We start from the raw sequence: 21,533 nt of genomic DNA, 5'->3' as shown, positions 1-21,533 counted from the left end.
GAGTAAGCCGCCTCTGCAATTTCATTCAGCCCACAAAGAAACTCATGCCAACCGTCGCCCCGCTTGATCTCGAAGGCCACTGCGTCGCCGCCGTCTTCCTTGGCGACGTGCCGCATTTCGCGATGGCCGACGGCACCGTCCATCGGCTCGACAATGGCCACAAGACGGTGCAGGCCAATGACGGGCTGCTCGCAGCTTTCCATGACGCGGCCAACGACCGGTTGCTCACCGGCGGCGAGGACGGCAAGGTGTTCGCCGTCAAAGCCGGCGGTGACGTGAGCGAACTCGCCAGCGCGGGCAAGAAGTGGGTCACCAGCGTCGCCGCTGGCCCGCAAGGCGCCATCGCCTATGCTACAGGCAAGACCGCCTATGTGCGCTTTGCCGACGGCCGGACAAAAGAGTTCGCCCATCCGCGTTCGGTCGAGGGGCTGGCATTTTCGCCCAAGGGCATGCGCTTCGGCGTGGCGCGCTACAATGGCGCGACGCTGCATTTCCCGGCCGCCGAGGGCAAGCCGGTGGAGCTCGAATGGGCCGGCGCCCATACCGGCATCACCTTCTCGCCGGATGGCGCCTTCCTCGTCACCACCATGCAGGAAAACGCATTGCACGGCTGGAAGCTGGCGGACGGCAAACACATGCGCATGAGCGGCTATCCCGCCAAGGTCAAAAGCCTGTCATGGAGCGTGAAAGGCAAGTGGCTGGCGAGTTCCGGCGCGCCGGCGGCGATCGTCTGGCCGTTTTCAGGCAAGGACGGGCCGATGGGCAAGGCGCCGCTGGAACTCGGCACGCGCGGCAATGCGATGGTGACCTCAGTCGCCTGCCATCCAAGCCAGGATGTCGTCGCCATCGGCTATGAGGACGGCATGGTGATGGCGGTGCGTTTTTCCGACGCCAAGGAGGTGCTGTTGCGGCGCCCCGGCAAGGGTGCCATCACCTCGATGATGTGGGACAGGGAGGAACGCCGCATCGCTTTCGGCAGTACCGCCGGCGACTGCGGCGTTATCGACATCACGGGTTAAGGGAGTAGGGGAGTAGGGAACAACGAGTGAGGACAGGAAGTGCGGTTGTGCGCACTGACGTCTTTCCACGGCCCTGCCCTACTGCGCTACTGCCTTATTCCCCACCAGAGGGGTTTTTCGTGCACAGCAGCGACACGTCGAAAACGTCCATTGGCGGCGTCAGCCGCGACCGCATTGCCGCATTGCGGGACACCGAAGGCGCCGCCTTCCGCAAGGCGCGGCCGAAATCGCAGGCCAAGGCCGGCAACGGCATGCCCGGCTTCTTCGGCGGGGTGCCGATGCACTGGATGAACGACTGGCCGACGCCGTTTCCGATCCTGGTCGAGAGCGCCAGAGGCGCTACGATCACCGACATCGACGGCAACAGGCTCGACGATTTCTGCCTCGGCGACACCGGATCGATGTTCGGCCATTCGCCGCCGGCGGTAGCGCGCGCCATTCGCCGGCAGGCTGGGCGCGGCCTGACATACATGCTGCCTTCGGAAGAAGCGCTCGCCATCGGACCGCTGTTGCAACAGCGCTTCGGCCTGCCGTTCTGGCAGATCGCCACGACGGCGACCGATGCGAACCGCTTCGCGCTGCGCGTTGCCCGCGCCGTCACCGGGCGGGAAAAGATCTTGGTCTTCAACGGCTGCTATCACGGCTCGGTCGACGAGACGATGGTGCGGCTGATCGACGGCAAGCCAGCCAACCGGCCGGGATTGGCCGGCGAATTCCGCGACCTGACCCGCACCGCCAAGGTCATCGAGTTCAACGACGTTGCCGCGCTGGAGGCGGCGCTCAGGGACCAGGATGTCGCCTGCGTCATCACCGAACCGGTGCTGACCAATTCCTGCATGGTGCTGGCCGATCCCGGTTTCCACGAGGCGTTGCGAAAGCTGACGCGCGCGGCGGGCACGCTGCTTCTGATCGACGAGACGCATACGATCTCGACCGGCCCAGGCGGCTATACCGAGAAATACGGACTGGAGCCGGATTTCTTCGTGCTGGGCAAGCCGATCGCCGGCGGCGTGCCGGCAAGCGTCTGGGGCATGAGCGACGAGGTCGCCTCGCGCTACGCCGACTACAACAGGGCGAAAGAGCCGGGTTATTCCGGCATGGGGACGACGCTCTCGGCCAACCCGTTGCAATTCGCGGCCATGCGCGCCGCCCTCGAAGAGGTAATGACCAAAGAAAATTATGACCGCATGGAGCATCTGGCGCGGCGGCTCGATGCCGGGCTGACCGCGGTCATCGACCGCTACCGCCTGCCATGGCATGTCGCTCGCGTCGGTGCCCGCGTCGAATTCATCTGCACGCCTGGCCCGCTGCGCAATGGTGCCGAAGCGGAAGCCGCGCATGCGCCGGAACTCGAAGCCGCCATCCATGTCGCGCTGGTCAATCGCGGCGTGCTGATTGCGCCCTTCCACAACATGATGCTGATCTCGCCGGCGACGTCAGGCGCCCAGGTCAACCGGCTGATCACCGCCTTCGGCGCAGTTGCGGCAGAGCTTGCGGCATGAGAAAAGCGGCCATGGATAGTGCCACCGTGACCTCACCTTCCGGCTCCTCGCCCACCGAAGCGCAGGCCTTTCTCGACGCCCATCCCGAGATCGAGGCCTTCGACATCGTGCTAACCGATGCCAACGGGGTCGGCCGTGGCAAGATCGTGCGCCGGCACGAGCTGAAAGCCATCTTCGAAGGCGGCCGACACATGCCGATCTCGATCCTCGGCCTCGACATCACCGGCGAGGACGTGCACGAAACCGGACTGATCTGGACCACCGGCGACGGCGATCTGCGCGCCTGGCCAATCCCGGGTACCCTGGTGCCGCTCCACGGCACCAACCCGCCGCGCGGCCAGGTATTGATGGCGATGTATCATCTCGACGGCGCACCGATGGCATCGGACCCACGGCTGGCGCTGGCAAGGCAGGTCGACATATTGGCGTCCAAGGGGCTGTACCCGGCCGGCGCCTTCGAGCTCGAATTTTTTCTCCTCGCCAACGAGCGCGACAGCGACGGCAAGGTGCAGCCGGCGCGCGCCGTGCTGGACGGCCGCGTCTCGGGCAAGACCGAGGTCTACTCGGTCGACCATCTGCACGGCATGGAGCCGCTGTTCTCCGACATCTATGCCGCGGCCAAGGCACAGGGCATTCCGGCGGAGACCGTGATCTCCGAATATGCGCCCGGCCAGTACGAGTTGACGCTCAACTACCGCAAGGATGTGATGCGGGCGGCTGACGACCTCGTCATGCTGAAACGGCTGGTGCGGGCGCAGGCGCGCCGCCATGGCGTCACCGCTTGCTTCATGGCCAAGCCGATCGAGAAATATGCCGGCTCCGGCATGCATTTCCACGTCTCGCTGCAGGACAAGGCCGGCCGAAACGTTTTTTCGGAGGCCGGCGGCGAGAGTTGGTCGCTGCCGCTGCTGCGCGGGCTGGGCGGCCTGATCCAGACCATGGCGGAATCGATGCTGGTGTTTGCGCCGCACGCCAATTCCTGGCGGCGCTTCGTCTCGCAATCCTATGCACCTGTGGCGCCGACCTGGGGCGTCAACAACCGGTCGGTGGCGCTGCGCGTGCCGGCGGGCGACGCCAGGAACCGGCGCATCGAGCATCGGCCTTCGGGCGTCGACGCCAATCCGTATCTGATTGCGGCAACCGTGCTTGCCGGCATCGTCAAAGGCCTCGACGAAGGCCTCGATCCTGGCCCCGAGACGACCGGAAACGGCTATGAGGCGGCGGTGACGCGCACGACTATGCCGGTCGACTGGCGCGCGGCGATCGAGGCGGCCAGAGCATCCAGCTTCCTCAAAGGTGCGCTTGGCGAGGATCTGCACCGCACCTTCGTGGCGATCAAGCAGTCCGAATACCTGCGCGTCGCGCGCACGGTCAGCGAGCTGGACTATCACCTCTATCTGCACGAGGTCTGATGCCATGATGATCGCGCGGCGATCACTTTTTCGCCGCCGCCCTCAAATTAGGTGGCGCAGCGCCGTTTTGGAACATATCATGAACGTATGAGCGCGCTCACCATCCGCGAAAAGCTTGCGATCCTGTCCGATGCGGCCAAATATGACGCTTCCTGCGCCTCATCAGGCGCGGCGAAAAAGGATTCGCTGAAATCCGGCGGCATCGGCTCCACCGAAGGCATGGGCATCTGCCATTCCTACGCACCCGATGGCCGCTGCATTTCGCTGTTGAAAGTCCTGCTCACCAATTTTTGCATCTATGATTGCAGCTATTGTATCAACCGCTCTTCCTCCAATGTGCGCCGCGCCCGCTTCAGCATCGACGAGGTGGTCAAGCTGACCATGGATTTCTACCGGCGCAACTATATCGAGGGCTTGTTCCTGTCCTCAGGCGTCATCCGCTCGCCTGATGAAACCATGGGCGAGATGGTCGAAGTGGCGCGGAAGCTGCGGCTGGAAGAGAAGTTCTCGGGTTATATTCACCTGAAAACCATCCCGGAGGCTTCGACGGAACTGATCGAGAAGGCAGGCCTCTATGCCGACCGACTGTCGATCAATGTCGAACTCCCCACCGATGAGGGTGTGAAGCGACTGGCGCCCGAAAAGAAGCCGGAAACCATCCGCCTTTCCATGGCCAGGCTGCGCCGGAAGATGGAAGAAAAAGCCGAGCCGACGCTGACGAAAAAGCACGAACGTTTCGCGCCGGGCGGCCAGTCGACGCAGATGATCATCGGCGCCGACAAGACCTCCGACGACGGCATCCTGCACACCAGCGCCCGGCTCTACGGCAGCTATCACCTGCGGCGGGTCTATTATTCGGCCTTCAGCCCGATCCCGGATTCCTCGTCGTCGCTGCCGCTGCAGAAGCCTCCGTTGATGCGCGAACACCGACTTTACCAGGCCGACTGGCTGATGCGGTTCTATGGGTTCTCGCAGCCCGAAATCCTGGCCGGCAGCCGCGACGGCATGCTTGACCTCACGATCGACCCGAAGCTTGCCTGGGCGCTGCGCAACCGAGGACGCTTTCCGGTCGACGTCAACCGCGCCGATCGCGAGTTGCTGCTGCGCGTTCCAGGTCTCGGCGCCAAGGTGGTCGCAAAAATCCTGGAGACGCGCCGCCACCGACGGCTGCGGCTCGAGGATGTCGGCCGGCTCTGCCATTCCATCGCCAAGCTCCGGCCCTTCATCGTCGCAGAAGGCTGGTCGCCAGGCGCGCTGACCGACAAGGCCGGCCTGCGCGGCAAGATCGTGCAATCCTGCGAACAACTGGCGCTGTTTTGACCATGCAGCCCGGTGAACTCGATCTCACCCGCCACAGCGTTTGGCTCGAAAGCGAGACCGACTTCGCCGGCTGGCGCGACGCGGCGCGACGGCTGGCACTGAACGAGGTCAGGCCCGAGGACATCAGCTGGCATGTCGCAGCCGGTTCCGATCGGCCCTTGAGCGATTTGCCAAACGTGCCGCAGGGCGCACAACTCGTGGTTCCGCGCGATTTCATCGGCCATGCCGAAACCGCCTTCTGCCATTCCGACCCCGGCCGGTTTGCCTTTCTCTACCGGCTGCTGTGGCGGTTGCGCACTGAACCCAAGCTTCTGGCGATTGCATCGGATCCCGACATCAGGCGGCTTGAGACCATGGAAAAGGCGGTGCGGCGCGACAGCCACAAGATGCATGCCTTCGTCCGCTTCCGAAAGATCGGTGATGGCGACGAAGAGCACTACGTCGCCTGGTTCGAGCCCGATCATTACATCGTCGAGCGCAATGCCGATTTCTTCGTGCGGCGTTTCACCGGCATGCACTGGACGATTCTGACGCCCTATGCATCCGCAGACTGGGATGGCGAGAGGCTCGCGATCGGGCCGGGGGCGGTCAAGGGCGATGCGCCCGCGCAGGACGACACCGAAGCCCTGTGGCGCACCTATTTCGAGAACATCTTCAACCCGGCGCGGCTCAAGGTGAAAGCCATGCAGAAGGAGATGCCGAAGAAATATTGGCGGAACCTTCCCGAGGCCTCGCTCATTCCTGATTTGATCGCAGGAGCGGACAAGGCCGCTATAGCCATGATTGCCAGAATGCCGACGGCACCCGCGCCGCACCACGCCAAGATTCAGGCGCGGCATTGGCCAAAGCGTCAGCCGGCCGGCCTCCCGGAGGATGACGACGCCAAGACGATTGCCGAACTGCGCGAAGCGGCGAAAGGCTGCCGTCGCTGTCCGCTCTGGCGGGACGCGACGCAGACCGTGTTCGGCGAAGGGCCGGACGGCGCCAAGGTGATTTTCGTCGGCGAGCAGCCCGGCGATCAGGAAGATCTCGCCGGCGCTCCTTTCGTCGGCCCGGCCGGAAGAGTGTTCGACGCCATACTGGACGACGCCGGAGTCGACCGCCAAAAAGTTTACGTCACCAACGCGGTCAAGCATTTCAAGTTCGAGCCGCGCGGCAAGCGTCGCATCCATTCCAAGCCGAACGCGGGTGAGGTTCAGGCGTGCCGCTGGTGGCTCGACCGGGAGTTCGGACTGATCAAACCGAACCTTGCCGTGGCGCTTGGCGCAACGGCGGCATTGTCGCTGCTGGGCAAGGCGATTCCGGTGACGAAGATCCGCGGCCAGGTGATCGAGCGGGAAGATGGCATGCGTGTGTTCATCACCATCCATCCCTCCTTCATCCTGCGCATCCGTGACCGTGCGGACAAGGAGGCCGAGCAAGAACGGTTCCTTGACGACATGAAGCAGGTGAAGCGGCTGATGGCTGCCTGATCCGAGCGATTAGCGGATCAGGATCGCCCGGAGATCGTTGACATTGGTGCCGGTCGGGCCAGGCACGAACAGATCGCCGACCTCGTTGAAAGCCGTCCAGGCGTTGTTGCCCGCCAGCATCGCCTTGGCGTCGATCCCGGCCGCGCGCATGCGCGAGACCGTGGAACCATCGGCGAAGGCGCCGGCATTGTCCTCCGAGCCGTCGATGCCGTCGGTGTCGGCGGCCAGGGCGTGAATGCCTTTGACATCATTGATGCCGATGGCGAAGGCGAGCAGGAATTCGGAGTTGCGGCCGCCTTTCCCCTTGGCACGCAGCGTCACCGTGGTCTCGCCGCCGGACAGGATCAGCACCGGCTTTGAGAAAGGCCGGTTGCGTGTCGCCACTTCGCGCGCGATGGCGGCGTGAACCCCGCCCACCTCGCGGGCTTCGCCTTCGATGGCATCTGAGAGAATGACAGCCTCGATGCCCTGTCGGCCCGCTTCCGCTGCGGCTGCTTCGAGCGACACGCCGGCGGAGGCGATCAGATGCACCTCGTTGCGCGAAAAGCGCTCATCCCCGGGAACTGGTGCATCGGCGGCCGGTGAATTGATATGCGCCATGACCGAGGCCGGCAGGTTCATGCCGTAGGCTGATATCGACGCCAGCGCATCCGCCCGGCTGCCGGTGTCGGGAACGGTCGGGCCGGAGGCGACCAGCGCCGGATTGTCGCCGGGAATATCGGAAACCACCAGCGACACCATTTTTGCCGGCCAGGCGGCGGCGGCCAGCCGGCCTCCCTTGATGGTGGAAAGATGCTTGCGGATGGTGTTCATCGCCGCGATCGGCGCGCCCGACGCCAGCAGCGCCTCGTTGACGGCGATCTCGTCGGCCAATGTCAGGCCGGTTGCGGGTGACGGCAGCAGCGCCGAACCGCCGCCGGAAATCAGCGCCACGACCAGATCGTCTGATGTCAGCCCTTGCACCTTCTCAAGCAGCCGCCGCGAAGCTTCGAGCCCGGCGGCGTCCGGCACCGGATGCGCCGCCTCGATGACCTCGATGCGCTCGCATTTCGCGCCATAGCCGTAGCGGGTGACGACCAGTCCTTCGATCGGGCCGTCCCATGCTTTCTCGAAGGCCGCCGCCATCTGCGCCGAGCCCTTGCCGGCGCCGATGACGATGGTGCGGCCCTTGGGCCTGACCGGCAAATGATCGCGGATGGTGCGCTCCGGATCGGCGGCGGCGACGGCCGCCTCGAAGATTGAAACGAGAAAGGATTTGGGGTCGAACAAGGTCATCCTTTGGCGCCATCGGCGTCTTTCGAATTGAGCAAATGTCGGCGCTGCCCCTCACCGTCTCCCCGTAAAGAGACGGGGAGAGGGGGTCGCCGGCGCTGGTGAGCATTCCTTCTCCCCGTCACTATACGGGGAGAAGGTGCCGTCAGGCGGATGAGGGGCGGCGTCAACGTCACGATTTTTCCTCGGGCGGCAGCGAAAACTCGCGCTTGTCGATGCCCAAATGATCACACAGAGCATCGACCACCACGCCATGATCCTCGCGCTCCGGCAGGCCAGAGACGGCGATTACGCCGATAACCCCGACGCCCTTGACCGTGATGGGAAAGCCGCCGCCGGCCAGGACGTAGTCGGCACTATCCAACCCCTCGCCGATCTTGAAGGTGCGGTCGGGGCGCTGCTGTTCCAGCACCATGCGATAAGTGCTTTTCAGGAACCGCCTGACGACATTGATCTTGCGCCGCGCCCAGTCGGGGTTGGAAGCGTTCGAGCCCGGCATTGCGGCATAGAACAGCGGCCGGTCGAAGGTCCTGATATCGACGATGATCGGGAGATTTTCGGCGAGCGCCCGGTCGCGGATCGCGGCGCCGATACTGAACGCGACCGCCTCGTCGAAGGCGGGAAAGACAAGGACTTCCTCCTGTCTCTTGATCAGAGCGATGTCTTCGGCAACGGCCATGTCGTTCCCCTGTCAACGTCGCCGCACGCTTTGACCGATGGTTGCCGCTGGGTCAAGGAACTTGTCGACACATCCTAAATCGCTATGTCGCTCTTGGCAGCCCGTCCCGACACATAGACTTCGCGCACGGCGCGGTCATCGCCCAGCGTCTGCAAAAGAAAGAGTTCCTGCGCCAGCGTCTCGGCGGTCTCCATCCTGAGCCGCATTGCAGGCGTCGCTCTGGCATCCAGCACAACGATATCGGCGTCGGTGCCTTCATCCAGCGTGCCAATCTTGTCGGCCACCGACAGCGCTTCGGCATTGCCGCGCGTGACCTGCCAGAAGGACTGGAACGGGTTCAGCTTCTCGCCGTTCAGCGCGATCACCTTGTAGCCCTCGTCCATGGTGCGCAGCATGGAATAGTTGGTGCCGCCGCCGACATCGGTGGCGGCGGCGATCCGGAGGGCTTTATCGCGGGTGCGGTAGCGCTGATAATCGAAGAGGCCGGAGCCGAGGAACAGGTTCGAGGTCGGGCAGAACACGGCCACCGAGCCGCTGTCCGAAAGCGCGTCCGCCTCCCGCTCCGACAGATGGATACAATGGCCGAGCAGGCTCTTTCTCCCCAAGAGCCCGTAATGCTCGTAGACGTCGGTGTAGTCGCGCGACCACGGATAAAGCTCCTGCGTGAAGGCGATCTCGGCATGGTTTTCCGACAGATGCGTCTGGATATGCAGGTCGGGATGTTCGCGGCATAACGCGCCGGCCATCTCCATCTGCTCCGGCGACGAGGTGATCGCGAAGCGAGGGGTGATGGCATAAAGTTGCCGGCCCTTGCCGTGCCACTCCCTGATCAGCGCCTTGCTGTCGTCATAGCCCGATTGCGGCGTGTCGAGCACGCCATCGGGCGCATTGCGATCCATCATCACCTTGCCGGCGATGTTGAGCATGTTGCGGTCATGCGATTCGGCGAAGAAGGCTTCGGCGGACGCCTTGTGCACCGAGCAGTAGGCGACCACCGTCGTCGTGCCGTGGCGCACCATCTCGTCGAGGAACAGCCGTGCGACGCGCCGGCCATGCTGCGCGTTGGCGAATTTCGTCTCTTCCGGGAAGGTGTAGGCGTTCAGCCAGTCGAGCAGTTCGGCGCCGTACGAGGCGATGATCTGCATCTGCGGGAAATGCACATGGGCATCGATGAAGCCCGGCAGCAGCAGATGCGGCCGGTGATCAATCCTTCTCGCTGCCTCGCCTGCCTGCCTTTCAACATCGACGTAAGCGCCGGCGGCGACGATCCTGCCGTCGCGGATCAGCAGGCCGCCATCCTCCTCGTAGCGCCAGGCGGAATGATCATCGATGGTTTCGGGCCAGCGCACGAAGGACAGCGTGCGGCCACGCAGAAGCGTCGATGTCATGCCTATTTCCCCGCGCCTTCGAACCAGGCCACCAGCAGCGCCCGTTCCTTGTCTGTGATCTGGCTGACATTGGCGGGCGGCATGGCATGGCTGCGGCCGGCCTGCAGATAGATCTCGCGGGCATGCTCGGCGATGTTGGCGTCGGTATCCAGCATCACGCCCTTGGGCGCATGGTAGATGCCCTCATAGACCGGCTCCTGGGCATGGCACATCGAGCAGCGGCCGAGCACGGTGTCGCGCACCGCCGGGAAATGGGCCGAGGCGACATAGATTTGCGCCGAGGCGGACGCCTTCGGTTCGCCGGTCAGCACCTTCGGCACGGTGGACAGCCAGACGATAACGAGGAACAGGACAAGGGCGCCGAGCCAGGTCCAATGCGGGTTGCCGGCGCGCTTGTGAACGGTGTTGAAGTAGTGGCGGATCAGCACGCCGATGATGAACACCAGAGAGGCGATGATCCAGTTGAACTCGGTGCCGAACGCCAGGGGATAATGGTTCGACAGCATCAGGAACAGCACCGGCAGCGTGAGATAGTTGTTGTGAAGCGAACGCTGCTTGGCGATCTTGCCGTATTTCGGATCCGGTTTGCGGCCGGCGATGAGGTCGGCGACGACGATCTTCTGGTTGGGGATGATGACCATGAAGACATTGGCCGACATGATCGTGGCGGTGATGGCGCCCAGATGCAGGAAAGCGGCGCGGCCGGTGAACAGATGGGTCAGCCCCCAGGCGATGAACACCAGCACGCAATAGAGCACCAGCATGAGGCCGGTATCGCTCTTGCCCAGCGGCGAACGGCAGAGCAGGTCATAGACCACCCAGCCGACGCCGATCGTCGCCATCGACAGGAGGATGCCGACCGGTACAGACATCGGCAGCACGTTGGGATCGATCAGGAACAGGTCGGCCCCGGCATAGTAGACCACGCACAGCATGGCGAAGCCGGACAGCCAGGTGGCGTAGGATTCCCATTTGAACCAGGTGAGGTGTTCCGGCATCTCGGCCGGCGCGACCAGGTATTTCTGGATGTGATAGAAGCCGCCGCCATGCACCTGCCACTCCTCGCCGAAGGCGCCGGCAGGCATGCCCGGTCGCTGGCGCAAACCGAGATCGAGCGCGACGAAATAGAAGGACGAGCCGATCCAGGCGATGCCGGTGATGACGTGCAGCCAGCGCACGGCAAAGCTCAGCCAGTCCCAGAAAATTGCGAAATCCATCATTGAAGTCGTCCCTGCCGATGAAGCGACTTTACGGTGTGGCGCGCAAACGGAAAGAGGCGAGGTGTGCGATGACTTTCAAAAAAAATTGGAAAATACTAGGTTGCTCGCACGCCGCTTGATTGAAAGCCACTGAACCGCATGGCCTATCTCGACAACATCGCCGTCTTCGTCCGCGTGGTCGAGCTCGGCAATCTGTCGGCGGCCGGGCGCGACATGCGCATTTCGCCGGCGGTTGCTTCCAACCGCATCAAGGAGTTGGAGAAGCACCTTGGTGTGCGGCTGTTCAACCGCACGACACGACAATTGATGCCGACCGAGCATGGCACGGTGTTCTACACCGGCGCCAAGCAGGTGCTGGAGGCGATCACCGAGGCGGAGGCCGCGGTCTCGGCCCTTTCCGGCCAGCCGCGCGGCACCATCCGCGTGACCGCGCCGCTCGGCCTCGGCCGCCGGCTGGTGGCCTCGGGCATTCCCGATTTCCACGACAAATATCCTGATATCGAGGTGCGGCTGAGGCTCTCGGACCACAATGTCGATATCATGAAAGAGGGCATCGACGTCGCCTTCCGGCTCGGCATCATCGAGGATTCCAGCCTCAGGATGCGCGGCATCATGGAATGCGAGCGGGTGCTGGTCGCAGCGCCCAAATATCTGGAGGCGCGCGGAGAGCCGGCCGAGCCGCAGGAACTGATCAGCAGGAAGCACGATTGCCTGATGCTGCGCTATTCCGGCGCGCGCGAATATGTCTGGACCTTGCAGACGCCGAACGGGCCGCAGAAATTCGAGGTGCACGGGCCTTATGATACGGACGATGGCGACGTGCTGACCGGCTGGGCGCTGTCGGGGCGCGGCATCATCAACAAGCCGCGCTTCGAGGTCGAGCCGTTCATCCGCGACCGGCGGCTGAAGATCATCCTGGCCGCCACGCCGCCGACGCCGGTGCAGTTCGCCGCCGTCTATCCGCACAAGAAGCTGCAGGACCCGAAGGTGCGCCTGCTGCTGGATTTCATGGCCGAGCGCTGCCAGCGGCTGATCAAGGATATACTGGCTGGCAAGTGAGCAGCTCCTGGCCCAGTCGAAAGGGTTGCCTTGCGCGAAGCCGAACTTAGGTTCGCGGATGCCGCCTCATGGTCGATGGGCTTTGCGCCGACTGACGAGCTAACCGCAATGCATCTCACCGTTTCGCTCAACATTGCCTCCACGGCCGGGCAGGCCGGCGCGCTCACCTTCAGCGACTTGGCCGGCTTCGCGCAGCGGGCGGAAGCGGCCGGGCTGGATATGATTGTTCTCGACGATACGGCGCCGGACAGTGGCGGGTCTGGCAGCTCGTTCGAAGCGACGACGCTGCTTGCCGCACTGGCGACGGTGACGAGCAGGATCGGGCTGGTCGCCACGGCCTCGACGGTTGCCCACCAGCCCTACAATCTGGCGCGCCGGTTCGCCTCGCTCGATATCATCAGCCACGGCCGAGCCGGTTGGAACGCGACGATGGCGCAGGCGCCGCGCGAGGCGGCCAATTTCAGCCGGCCGGATGGATTTCCCAGCGACGATTTTCGCCGCCGCTCCGAGGAATATATCGGCATCGTCCAGGGTTTGTGGAACGGCTGGGAGGCGGACGCGCTGCTGTTCGACAAGAACAGCGGCCGCTTCCACGATCCCGGGAAAATGCACCTGCTCGACCACAAGGGCGAATTCTTCGCCGTGCGCGGACCGCTGAACGTGGCGCGTTCGCCGCAAGACACGCCGGTGCTGGTCCTGTCCGGCCTGGCGGCAGGCGACTTCGACATTGCCGCGCGCACAGCCGATGTCATCCTGCTGGACGAAAGGCGGGCAGCGCCGCGCAAGGCACGCCATGACGAATTCAGGCGCCGCGTTTCCGCGTCCGGGCGCGAACCGGATGCCGTGAGGATATTGGCTGACATATCCCTCGCCGCCAATGGCGTCGGCGGGCTGGCCGACAGGATGGAGGAAGAATTCCGGGCGAACAATTGCGACGGATTCAATATCCGGCTGTCCGCGCATATTTCAGCGCTCGACGATTTCACCGATCGCGTTCTGCCGGAGCTGCGGCGGCGCGGTCTGTTTCGACAGAGCTATGGGGGCACAAAGCTGCGCTCGCATCTGGGACTCAGCGGGGGAGGCGACCGATGACCGCGCGCCAGATGAAGCTTGGCGCGTTTCTGTGGGCGACAGGCCACCATATAGCCGCCTGGCGGCACCCCAAGGCCCATGTGAAGGCCGGGATCGACATCGATCACTACATCGCGCTGGCGCGCACGGCGGAAGCGGCGAAATTCGACCTGCTGTTCTGCGAGGATGCGGCCGGCCTGCGCGAAGCGGACGTCAACATCGCCAGTCAGACCTCGCGCTCGATCGGCTTCGAGCCGATCAGCCTGCTTTCCGCACTCGCCGTCCAGACCAGTCGCATCGGCCTCGTCTCCACCGCTTCGACCAGCTACAACGAGCCTTACGGGCTGGCACGAGCCTTCCTGTCGCTCGATCATCTGAGCGGCGGGCGCGCCGGCTGGAACTTGGTCACGTCGGCCAGCCCGATCGAGGCCGCCAATTTCGGCGCGACTGGCTTGCGGCCGCATGCCGACCGCTACGAGCGCGCGCGTGAGTTCGCACGGGTGGTCACCGCGCTCTGGCGCGGTGCTCCCGGCGGAGCTTCCGGCCATGACGGCCAGAGCTTTTCGGTGCGCGACCCACTCGATTTGCCGCATTCGCCCCAGGGCGCGCCGGTCATGGTCCAGGCCGGCGCCTCGGATGTTGGGCGCGACCTCGCCGCCCGCACCGCCGATGTGGTGTTCACGGCCGCGCAGACTTTCGCGGAAGCGAAGGCTTTCTACGACGATCTCAAGGGCCGTCTGGCGGCCTACGGACGCGAACCGGACGACATTAAGATCATGCCCGGCGTCGCCCCGGTGGTGGCGCAAACTGAGGCCGAAGCGCGGACGAAATACGAGGAGCTGCAGGAGCTGATCCCCGACGACGTCGGCGTGGCTCTGCTGTCCAGCTATCTCAGCATCTCCGATCTTCGGCGCTATCCGCTCGACGGGCCACTGCCCGAACTGCCGGATAGCGAAGGCATGAAAAGCCGGCAGGCCCTGGTCATCGAGCAATCGCGCCGCGACGGCCTTTCCATCCGCGAGCTTGCTCGCCATTTCGCCGGTGCACGCGGCCATTGGCGCATCGTGGGCACGCCGGCCCAGGTCGCGGACGAGTTGCAGGCGCGGTTCGAGGGCGGTGCCGCCGACGGCTTCAACGTCATGCCGTCCTACTTCCCCGGCGAACTCGATGCCTTTGCCACGCTGGTCGTCCCGGAGCTGCAGCGGCGCGGCCTGTTCCGCAAGGATTACGAAGGCCGCACGCTGCGCGACCATCTGGGCTTGAAACGACCGGTGTAGGCACGACGTAGCCTTAGCCAGCCATGATCCTATCATGCGGCCGTTCGGCATTTGGCGCGGCGCCGCGATTGACCAGAGCGGTCATGATTTCGGCTGCCGCGAGCGCGGCAATGACAGGCGGGCGCTTGTCCTTGACGGCATCGCCGCCGATCGGCGAGATGAGGCGGGCAAATTCCGCCTCATTGCCGTCAGCCGATTTCAGGAACCAGTTCCTGAACGTCGCTTTCTTGGTCTTCGAGCCGATCATGCCGACATAGGCGGTGTCGCCACGCTTCAGAGCTTCGGCGACAATCAGGAAGTCCAGCGCATGATCATGGGTGAGGATGGCGAAGGCGCTGCCTGCGGGCGCGTTGCGCACCTCGGCTTCAGGCATCGGGGTCAGCCGCGTCTCGACGGCTTGCGGCATTCCTTCAAGCGCGTCGGCCCGTGTTTCGATGACGACGGCGCGCACAGGGAGAAGGACGAGCGCGGAGGCCAGCGCCTGGCCGACGTGACCACCTCCGAAAATGTAGACACGAGGCAGTTCAGCCTGCTCGACTTCCGCGGCCGAAATCAGTTCCTGTGCCAACGTCGCATCGACGAGGCGGATCGACACTTCGACGCGCCCGCCGCAGCATTGGCCGATCTCCGGGCCGAGCGCCACGTCGAGGATCACGCCGGCATCGGGGCGGGTCTCTTCACCCTCTCCCTTCTTGGGAGGGTCGGACGTCGTCGTCCGGGAGCCTGCGAAAGCCGCTCCCCCAGCCAGCATCTGCCGTGCCTTGTCGATGGCCATATATTCGAGCTGGCCGCCGCCGATCGTGCCTGATATCGCCGCTTGCGAGACGAGCATGAAGGCGCCCTTCTCGCGTGGCGTCGAGCCTTTGGTGCCGGCCACTTCAACCAGGGCGACCCGGCCAGCGCTGGCGAGAAAAGCTTTCAGGCTTTGCACTTTCGCGTTCATTTTCACATTCCCTGTCGGGAAATATAGGCTTTTTCGGCCCTTTTTACACGTTTTGCCGGATTCAGGCCTTCGCCTCGCTCTTCAGTCGCTCGATTGCCATCAGCACGCGTTCCGGTGTCGCAGGCGCATCGAGACGCGGGCAGATCTTGTGATCGGCAACGCTGGCCACCGCGTCTGACAGCGCATGCAGCACCGACATGCCGAGCGGGAAGGGCGGCTCGCCGACCGCCTTGGAGCGATGGATCGTCGGCTCACCGGCCTCCGGCCAGTCGGCCAGCGTTACGTTGAAGATCTTTGGCCGGTCCGACGCCAGCGGGATTTTGTAAGTCGATGGCGCATGCGTGCGCAGCCGGCCCTTGTCATCCCACCAGAGTTCCTCGGTCGTCAGCCAGCCCATGCCCTGGATAAAGCCGCCCTCGACCTGGCCGAGGTCGATGGCGCGGTTCAGCGAGCGGCCGGTCTCGTGCAGGATGTCGGTGCGCTCGACCACATATTCGCCGGTCAGCGTGTCGACCGAGACTTCCGAACACGAGGCGCCATAGGCGAAATAATAGAAGGGACGGCCCTCGCCCTTGTCGCGGTCCCAGTGGATCTTCGGCGTCTTGTAGAAGCCGGCCGCCGAAAGCTGGATGCGAGCCATATAGGCCTGCTTGACGAGGTCGGCGAAAGGTATCTCCTGGTTGCCGATGCGCACCCTGTTGGGCAGGAACAGCACCTGGTCGCGCGGCACCTGGTATTTCTCGGCGGCGAAATCGGTCAGCCGGTCCTTGATCTGGCGGGCGCCGTGCTGCGCCGCCATTCCGTTGAGGTCGGTGCCGGACGACGCGGCGGTGGCCGAGGTGTTCGGCACCTTGCCCGTGGTCGTCGCGGTGATCTTCACCTGGTCGAGATCGATCTGGAACTCTTGCGCCACCACTTGCGCCACCTTGACGTTGAGGCCCTGCCCCATCTCGGTGCCGCCATGGTTCAGATGCACCGAACCGTCGGTGTAGACATGCACCAGCGCGCCGGCCTGGTTGTAGTGGGTAGCGGTAAACGAGATGCCGAACTTGACCGGCGTCAGTGCGAGGCCACGCTTGATGAGGCGGCTGTTGTTGTTGAAGGCCGAGATCTCGCGCCGGCGCCTTGCATAGCTGGCGCTTTCTTCCAGTTCAGCGACGATGCGGTGGATGATGTTGTCCTCGACCACCTGATGGTAAGGCGTGACGTTGCGGTCGGTGGTGCCGTAGAAATTCCGCTTGCGGATGTCGAGCGGGTCCTTGCCTAGGGCGAACGCCACCTCTTCGATGATGCGCTCGGCGCCGACCATGCCTTGCGGGCCGCCGAAGCCGCGAAAGGCGGTGTTCGAGACCGTGTTGGTATAGAGCGGCGCCGACTGCGCATGCACCGCCGGCCAGAAATAAGTGTTGTCGCAGTGGAACAGCGCGCGGTCGGTAACAGGGCCGGAAAGGTCCGCAGAAAAGCCGCAGCGCGCCGCGAACATGAAGTCGACGCCGAGGATATTGCCCTCATCGTCGAAGCCGGCTTCATAGTCGATGAGGAAATCGTGCCGCTTGCCGGTGGCGATCATGTCGTCATCGCGATCCGGCCGGATTTTCACCGCCCGGTGATGCTTCTTGGCGGCGATCGCGGCCAGCGCTGCAAACTGGTTGCCCTGCGTTTCCTTGCCGCCGAAGCCGCCGCCCATGCGGCGCATTTCCACAGTAATGGCGTTGCTCGGCACGCCGAGGGCATGACCAACCATGTGCTGGACTTCGCTCGGATGCTGGGTCGAGGAATAGATGGTGACGTCCTGATCCTCACCCGGAACCGCCATCGCGATATGGCCTTCGAGGTAGAAATGCTCCTGGCCGCCGACGCGCATCTTTCCTTTCAGCCGGCGGGGGGCCTGACGGATCGCAGCAGCCGCGTCGCCGCGTTTCAGCGTCAGAGGCGGCGTGACGAGTTTGTCCTTGCTCGGATCGAGCGCGCCGATGTCGGTGACGAAAGGCAATTCCTCGTATTCGACCCTTGCCAGCCTCGTGGCGCGCCGCGCCTGCTCGCGCGTCTCGGCAATCACGCAGAAAATCGGCTGGCCGAAAAACTGCACCTTGCCGTCTGCGAGTATCGGCTCGTCATGGCGGCCGGTCGGCGAAATATCGTTCTCGCCCGGCACATCTTTTGCCGTCAGCACATCGACGACGCCCGGCGCGGCGCGCACCGCCGAAAGGTCCATCTGGACGATGGTGGCATGGGTCGCCGTGGAAAGGCCGAGGCAGCCATGCAGCGTGCCCGCCGGTTCGGGCATATCGTCGATATAGACGGCGCTGCCGCTGACATGCTTGTGCGCGGAATCATGGCGCTGGTCGGTGGCGACGCCGCCGACGATCTTCTCGGCCTTTAGATTTGATGCGGCGTGCTTGTTCATCATGCCGCCTCGTTGCGCGACACCTGGAATGGTGCCTTGGTGCCGGTGGTTTCGACAAAGAAACGCAACAACAGGTTTTTCGCCGCCAAAGCCCGATATTCAGCGCTTGCCCGCATGTCGGTGAGCGGCGTGAAATCCCTTACATATTCGGCCATCGCCGCTTCTACCGTTTCTTCGGTCCAGGGCTTGCCGAGCAGAGCCCTCTCGACCGCCGCCGCCCGCTTCGGCGTCGCCGCCATGCCGCCATAGGCGATGCGGATATCCGCAACCGTGCCGTCCTTGGCCAAGACCAGAAAGAACGCGCCGAGTGCGGCGGTGATATCCTCGTCGCGGCGCTTGGTGATCTTGTAGACGGCGAACTTCGTTTCGTTTGCCGGCACCGGTACATGCACGGCCTCGACGAACTCGCCGGGCTGCCGGTCCTGCTTGCCATAGGCGATGAGGAAATCCTCGAGCGGGAGCGTGCGCCGCTTGCTTCCACGGCGCAGCGTCAGCCGCGCGCCGAGCGCAATGAATGGCGGCGGCGTGTCGCCGATCGGCGAGCCGTTGGCGATGTTGCCGCCGATCGTGCCCATGTTGCGCACCTGTTCGCCGCCGATGCGATCGAACAATGGCCCGAGCGCCGGGATGCGTTTAGACAGCATCGCGAAGGCATCGGAATAGGTCACGCCGGCGCCGATCGAGATCACGCCGTTGTCCTCGGCGATGGCGCACAGCCCGTCGAGATTGCCGATGAAGATGACGGGCGAAATATCGCGCATGTGCTTGGTCACCCAGAGACCGACGTCGGTCGAGCCGGCGACGATGGTGGCGCCCGGTTCCTTGTCGAGCACGGCGGCGAAATCGTCCACGTCAGCCGGCACGACGAGCCGCGCCTTGCCGGCGCCGATCTCGATCCGTGCCCCGTCGCGCATCGCCTCCAGCCTGGCCGTGATCGACCGACGCTCCAACGCCAGCGGATCCTGCTGCGCTTTGCCGTAGCTGGAGATGGCGCGGGCCGCTCGCATGATCGCCTCATAGCCGGTGCAGCGGCAGAGATTGCCCTGCAAGGCCTTTTCGATAGCCGCGTCCGACGGGTCCGGCGATTTCATCCACAGGCCGTAGAGCGACATGACGAAGCCCGGCGTGCAGAAGCCGCATTGCGAGCCGTGGAAATCCACCATCGCCTGCTGCACCGGGTGCAACTGGCCCGGCGCTCCACGGAGATGCTCGACCGTCACGACATGAGTGCCGTCCAGAGAACCCAGGAAGCGGATGCAGGCGTTGACGCTTTCATAGACCAGTTCGCCGGCGGAAAGCCTGCCGACCAGCACGGTGCAAGCGCCGCAATCGCCCTCCGCGCAACCTTCCTTGGTGCCGCGCAGCGACCGGTCGAGCCGCAGCCAGTCGAGCAAGGTCGCGTCAGGCGCCACGGACGACAGTACGACCTCCCTGCCGTTGAGGATAAAGCGGATGTCGTTGCGGATCTTGACCTCGGCCACGTCTCAGCTCCCCCTGTAAGTCGAATAGCCATAGGGCGAGACGAGCAGCGGCACATGATAGTGCACGGCATCCGCCATGCCGAAGCGGATCGGCACGGTGTCGAGAAAGGCCGGCTCGGGCAGTTTCGTTCCCTGGCGCCGCAGATAGTCGCCAGCGGCGAAAACCAGCTCGTATTCGCCGGTCTGGAAATCCGCGCCGGCCAAAAGCGGTGCGTCGCAGCGGCCGTCGGCGTTGGTGGCGACCGTCTTCAGATGCGTCCTGGTAGAACCATCGATACGATAGAGCGCGATCGACAATCCCGCCGCGGGCTTGCCTGTCGCGGTGTCCAGGACATGGGTCGTCAGACGCCCCCCATCGGCTTTCGACGTTTCTGCCATTGCCCGCCTCCCATTCCAATACGAACAAACCGGCCGGTACAGCCAAACATTACTGATGAATTGTGCGCCAATTAAAGGCGATGCATAAGTCCCGGTCGAGCGGAGTGCGACAAAAACACTTTCAAAAATTTTCGGGGGAATGCGAGAAGCACCCTTTCGATATCCTGATCATACTTCGGGCGATGCCCCGCGGGAGGGACGATGCGTTACACCAGAGACATGCGCGGTTACGGAGCCAATCCGCCGGATCCGAAATGGCCCGGCGGCGCGCATGTGGCCGTGCAATTCGTCGTCAACTACGAAGAAGGCGGCGAGAACTGCGTCCTGCATGGCGACAAGGCTTCGGAAGCCTTCCTGTCGGAAATCGTCGGCGCGGCTCCCTGGGCCGGCCAACGCCATTGGAACATGGAATCGATCTACGAATATGGGGCGCGGGCCGGCTTCTGGCGGTTGCTTCGCCTGTTCACCGAGGCCGAGGTGCCGGTGACCTGTTACGGCGTCGCCACGGCACTCGCCCGCTCGCCCGACCAGGTGACGGCGATGCAGGATGCCGGCTGGGAGATCGCCTCGCACGGGCTGAAATGGATCGACTACCGCGACCACAGCGCCGAGGACGAGCGCCGCGACCTCAAGGAGGCGATCCGGCTGCACTACGAAGTGACAGGCGCGCGTCCGACAGGCTGGTACACCGGCCGGACGTCGGTCAACACTGTTCGGCTGGTGGCAGAGGAAGGCGGCTTCGACTACGTCTCCGACACTTATGACGACGAGCTGCCCTACTGGTTCGCGGATGAGGGGACCGACAGGCCGCAGCTCATCATCCCCTACACGCTCGATGCCAACGACATGCGCTTCGCCACGCCGCAGGGCTTCAATTCGGGCGACCAGTTCTTCGCCTATCTGAAGGACAGTTTCGACACGCTTTATGCCGAAGGCAAGGCTGGGCGGCCGCGCATGATGAATATCGGCCTGCACTGCCGCCTTGTCGGGCGGCCGGGGCGGGCGGCGGCGCTGAAGCGCTTCGTCGACTATGTGAAGTCGCACGACAGGGTCTGGCTGGCGCGGCGCATCGACATCGCCAGGCATTGGCGCGAGACCCATCCATACAAGCCGCCGGTGCTGCGCCCTTCGAGGATGGAATTCGAAGCCTTCGTGCATGCTTTCGGCGGCGTTTTCGAACATTCGCCGTGGATAGCCGAGCGCGCCTACGAGCTGGAACTTGGCCCGGCGCACGACAGCGTCGGCGGTCTGCACAATGCGCTCTGCCGCGTCTTCCGCGCCGCAAGCGAAACCGAGCGGCTCGGCGTGCTCAACGCCCATCCTGACCTTGCCGGGAAACTGGCAACGGCCAGGCGGCTCACGGCTGAATCGGCCAGGGAGCAGGCTTCGGCCGGCCTCGATGAGCTGACCGACAAGGAGCGCGAGCTGTTTTCCAAACTTAACGCCGCCTACGTCACCACCTTCGGCTTCCCGTTCATCGTCGCGGTGAAGGGCAAGACCAGGCAAGAAATCCTGGCGGAGTTCGAAAGGCGCATCGGCAACAGCCGCGGCGTCGAATTCGAGACCGCCTGCAAACAGGTCGAGCGCATCGCGCTCTTCCGCCTCAAGGACATGCTTCCGCAATAGGTTTGAA

17 protein-coding genes are annotated in these 21,533 nt (G+C 64.1%); 9 read left to right on the top strand and 8 right to left on the bottom strand.

Translation table 11 applies throughout. The features are described from left to right. Nucleotides 1-44 precede the first annotated feature (44 nt). From LB551_RS27210 to LB551_RS27190, 5 genes are all read left to right on the top strand, one after another. Nucleotides 45-1,019: a WD40 repeat domain-containing protein gene (locus LB551_RS27210; protein ID WP_224661123.1), complete on the top strand. Its 975-nt coding sequence runs from the start codon at nt 45-47 to the stop codon at nt 1,017-1,019. Between the two features lie 119 nt (nt 1,020-1,138). Further along, the gene (locus LB551_RS27205) at nt 1,139-2,521 is read left to right on the top strand and encodes an aspartate aminotransferase family protein (RefSeq protein WP_224661122.1); all 1,383 of its coding nucleotides are present in this window, start codon (nt 1,139-1,141) and stop codon (nt 2,519-2,521) included. A gap of 11 nt (nt 2,522-2,532) precedes the next feature. Then, entirely contained in the window at nt 2,533-3,933 is a 1,401-nt protein-coding gene (locus LB551_RS27200; protein ID WP_224661121.1) for a glutamine synthetase family protein, read from the top strand. 87 nt (nt 3,934-4,020) lie between these two features. Beyond that, nucleotides 4,021-5,253, top strand: a complete 1,233-nt coding sequence (locus LB551_RS27195; protein WP_140550343.1) for a putative DNA modification/repair radical SAM protein — start codon at nt 4,021-4,023, stop codon at nt 5,251-5,253. A gap of 2 nt (nt 5,254-5,255) precedes the next feature. After that, nucleotides 5,256-6,725: a UdgX family uracil-DNA binding protein gene (locus LB551_RS27190; RefSeq protein ID WP_224661120.1), complete on the top strand. Its 1,470-nt coding sequence runs from the start codon at nt 5,256-5,258 to the stop codon at nt 6,723-6,725. A gap of 9 nt (nt 6,726-6,734) precedes the next feature. Here the strand turns inward: LB551_RS27190 and LB551_RS27185 are convergent, their stop codons facing one another. The 4 genes from LB551_RS27185 to LB551_RS27170 all read right to left on the bottom strand — a co-directional run bounded on the left by LB551_RS27185 (nt 6,735) and on the right by LB551_RS27170 (nt 11,284). Then, complete coding sequence (locus LB551_RS27185; protein ID WP_224661119.1) at nt 6,735-8,000, bottom strand: glycerate kinase; 1,266 nt, start codon at nt 7,998-8,000, stop codon at nt 6,735-6,737. 169 nt (nt 8,001-8,169) lie between these two features. After that, nucleotides 8,170-8,676, bottom strand: a complete 507-nt coding sequence (locus LB551_RS27180) for a heme-degrading domain-containing protein (protein WP_224661118.1) — start codon at nt 8,674-8,676, stop codon at nt 8,170-8,172. Between the two features lie 74 nt (nt 8,677-8,750). Continuing rightward, nucleotides 8,751-10,064: a guanine deaminase gene (gene guaD / locus LB551_RS27175; RefSeq protein ID WP_224661117.1), complete on the bottom strand. Its 1,314-nt coding sequence runs from the start codon at nt 10,062-10,064 to the stop codon at nt 8,751-8,753. Between the two features lie 2 nt (nt 10,065-10,066). Then, the gene (locus tag LB551_RS27170) at nt 10,067-11,284 is read right to left on the bottom strand and encodes a urate hydroxylase PuuD (protein ID WP_224629208.1); all 1,218 of its coding nucleotides are present in this window, start codon (nt 11,282-11,284) and stop codon (nt 10,067-10,069) included. Nucleotides 11,285-11,422: 138 nt separating this feature from the next. On the opposite strand from LB551_RS27170, the gene LB551_RS27165 reads away from it, so the two are divergent. The 3 genes from LB551_RS27165 (at nt 11,423) to LB551_RS27155 (ending at nt 14,691) form a co-directional block, all read left to right on the top strand. Continuing rightward, nucleotides 11,423-12,343: a LysR family transcriptional regulator gene (locus LB551_RS27165; RefSeq protein ID WP_140550348.1), complete on the top strand. Its 921-nt coding sequence runs from the start codon at nt 11,423-11,425 to the stop codon at nt 12,341-12,343. A 108-nt stretch (nt 12,344-12,451) separates the two neighbouring features. After that, nucleotides 12,452-13,435, top strand: a complete 984-nt coding sequence (locus tag LB551_RS27160; RefSeq protein WP_224661116.1) for an LLM class flavin-dependent oxidoreductase — start codon at nt 12,452-12,454, stop codon at nt 13,433-13,435. Continuing rightward, entirely contained in the window at nt 13,432-14,691 is a 1,260-nt protein-coding gene (locus tag LB551_RS27155) for an LLM class flavin-dependent oxidoreductase (protein WP_224661115.1), read from the top strand. Before LB551_RS27160 ends, LB551_RS27155 begins: the two co-directional genes overlap by 4 nt. A 13-nt stretch (nt 14,692-14,704) precedes the next feature. Here LB551_RS27155 and xdhC read toward each other — a convergent pair whose 3' ends face one another. The 4 genes from xdhC to uraH form a co-directional block, all read right to left on the bottom strand. Continuing rightward, nucleotides 14,705-15,634, bottom strand: coding sequence for a xanthine dehydrogenase accessory protein XdhC (xdhC, locus tag LB551_RS27150; RefSeq protein ID WP_224661114.1), 930 nt, complete (start codon nt 15,632-15,634; stop codon nt 14,705-14,707). Between the two features lie 61 nt (nt 15,635-15,695). Further along, complete coding sequence (xdhB, locus tag LB551_RS27145) at nt 15,696-18,041, bottom strand: xanthine dehydrogenase molybdopterin binding subunit (protein WP_224661142.1); 2,346 nt, start codon at nt 18,039-18,041, stop codon at nt 15,696-15,698. Continuing rightward, nucleotides 18,041-19,522 carry a xanthine dehydrogenase small subunit gene (xdhA, locus tag LB551_RS27140; RefSeq protein ID WP_224661113.1) on the bottom strand — a complete coding sequence of 494 codons (1,482 nt, stop codon included), beginning with the start codon at nt 19,520-19,522 and terminating at the stop codon, nt 18,041-18,043. The genes xdhB and xdhA overlap by 1 nt, the downstream gene beginning before the upstream one ends. Nucleotides 19,523-19,525: 3 nt before the next feature. Continuing rightward, the gene (uraH, locus tag LB551_RS27135; protein ID WP_224661112.1) at nt 19,526-19,900 is read right to left on the bottom strand and encodes a hydroxyisourate hydrolase; all 375 of its coding nucleotides are present in this window, start codon (nt 19,898-19,900) and stop codon (nt 19,526-19,528) included. 201 nt (nt 19,901-20,101) lie between these two features. Here uraH and puuE point away from each other — a divergent pair, with 201 nt between their 5' ends. Next, nucleotides 20,102-21,526, top strand: a complete 1,425-nt coding sequence (gene puuE, locus LB551_RS27130; protein ID WP_224661111.1) for an allantoinase PuuE — start codon at nt 20,102-20,104, stop codon at nt 21,524-21,526. Nucleotides 21,527-21,533 lie beyond the last annotated feature (7 nt).

Source organism: Mesorhizobium sp. BR1-1-2 (genome assembly GCF_020165435.1).
In the GTDB taxonomy this organism is placed as follows: Bacteria; Pseudomonadota; Alphaproteobacteria; order Rhizobiales; family Rhizobiaceae; genus Mesorhizobium.
This window is presented reverse-complemented; position numbering and strand designations above follow the sequence as displayed.

Bases quoted from the DNA above. Each gene is read 5' to 3' on its own strand.
- LB551_RS27155 (WP_224661115.1), top strand. From the start codon at position 13,432: ATGACCGCGCGCCAGATGAAGCTTGGCGCGTTTCTGTGGGCGACAGGC.
- xdhB (WP_224661142.1), bottom strand. From the start codon at position 18,041: ATGAACAAGCACGCCGCATCAAATCTAAAGGCCGAGAAGATCGTCGGC.
- LB551_RS27185 (WP_224661119.1), bottom strand. From the start codon at position 8,000: ATGACCTTGTTCGACCCCAAATCCTTTCTCGTTTCAATCTTCGAGGCG.
- LB551_RS27160 (WP_224661116.1), top strand. From the start codon at position 12,452: ATGCATCTCACCGTTTCGCTCAACATTGCCTCCACGGCCGGGCAGGCC.
- LB551_RS27200 (WP_224661121.1), top strand. From the start codon at position 2,533: ATGGATAGTGCCACCGTGACCTCACCTTCCGGCTCCTCGCCCACCGAA.
- LB551_RS27180 (WP_224661118.1), bottom strand. From the start codon at position 8,676: ATGGCCGTTGCCGAAGACATCGCTCTGATCAAGAGACAGGAGGAAGTC.
- uraH (WP_224661112.1), bottom strand. From the start codon at position 19,900: ATGGCAGAAACGTCGAAAGCCGATGGGGGGCGTCTGACGACCCATGTC.
- LB551_RS27165 (WP_140550348.1), top strand. From the start codon at position 11,423: ATGGCCTATCTCGACAACATCGCCGTCTTCGTCCGCGTGGTCGAGCTC.
- guaD (WP_224661117.1), bottom strand. From the start codon at position 10,064: ATGACATCGACGCTTCTGCGTGGCCGCACGCTGTCCTTCGTGCGCTGG.
- puuE (WP_224661111.1), top strand. From the start codon at position 20,102: ATGCGTTACACCAGAGACATGCGCGGTTACGGAGCCAATCCGCCGGAT.
- xdhC (WP_224661114.1), bottom strand. From the start codon at position 15,634: ATGAACGCGAAAGTGCAAAGCCTGAAAGCTTTTCTCGCCAGCGCTGGC.
- LB551_RS27170 (WP_224629208.1), bottom strand. From the start codon at position 11,284: ATGATGGATTTCGCAATTTTCTGGGACTGGCTGAGCTTTGCCGTGCGC.
- LB551_RS27190 (WP_224661120.1), top strand. From the start codon at position 5,256: ATGCAGCCCGGTGAACTCGATCTCACCCGCCACAGCGTTTGGCTCGAA.
- LB551_RS27195 (WP_140550343.1), top strand. From the start codon at position 4,021: ATGAGCGCGCTCACCATCCGCGAAAAGCTTGCGATCCTGTCCGATGCG.
- LB551_RS27210 (WP_224661123.1), top strand. From the start codon at position 45: ATGCCAACCGTCGCCCCGCTTGATCTCGAAGGCCACTGCGTCGCCGCC.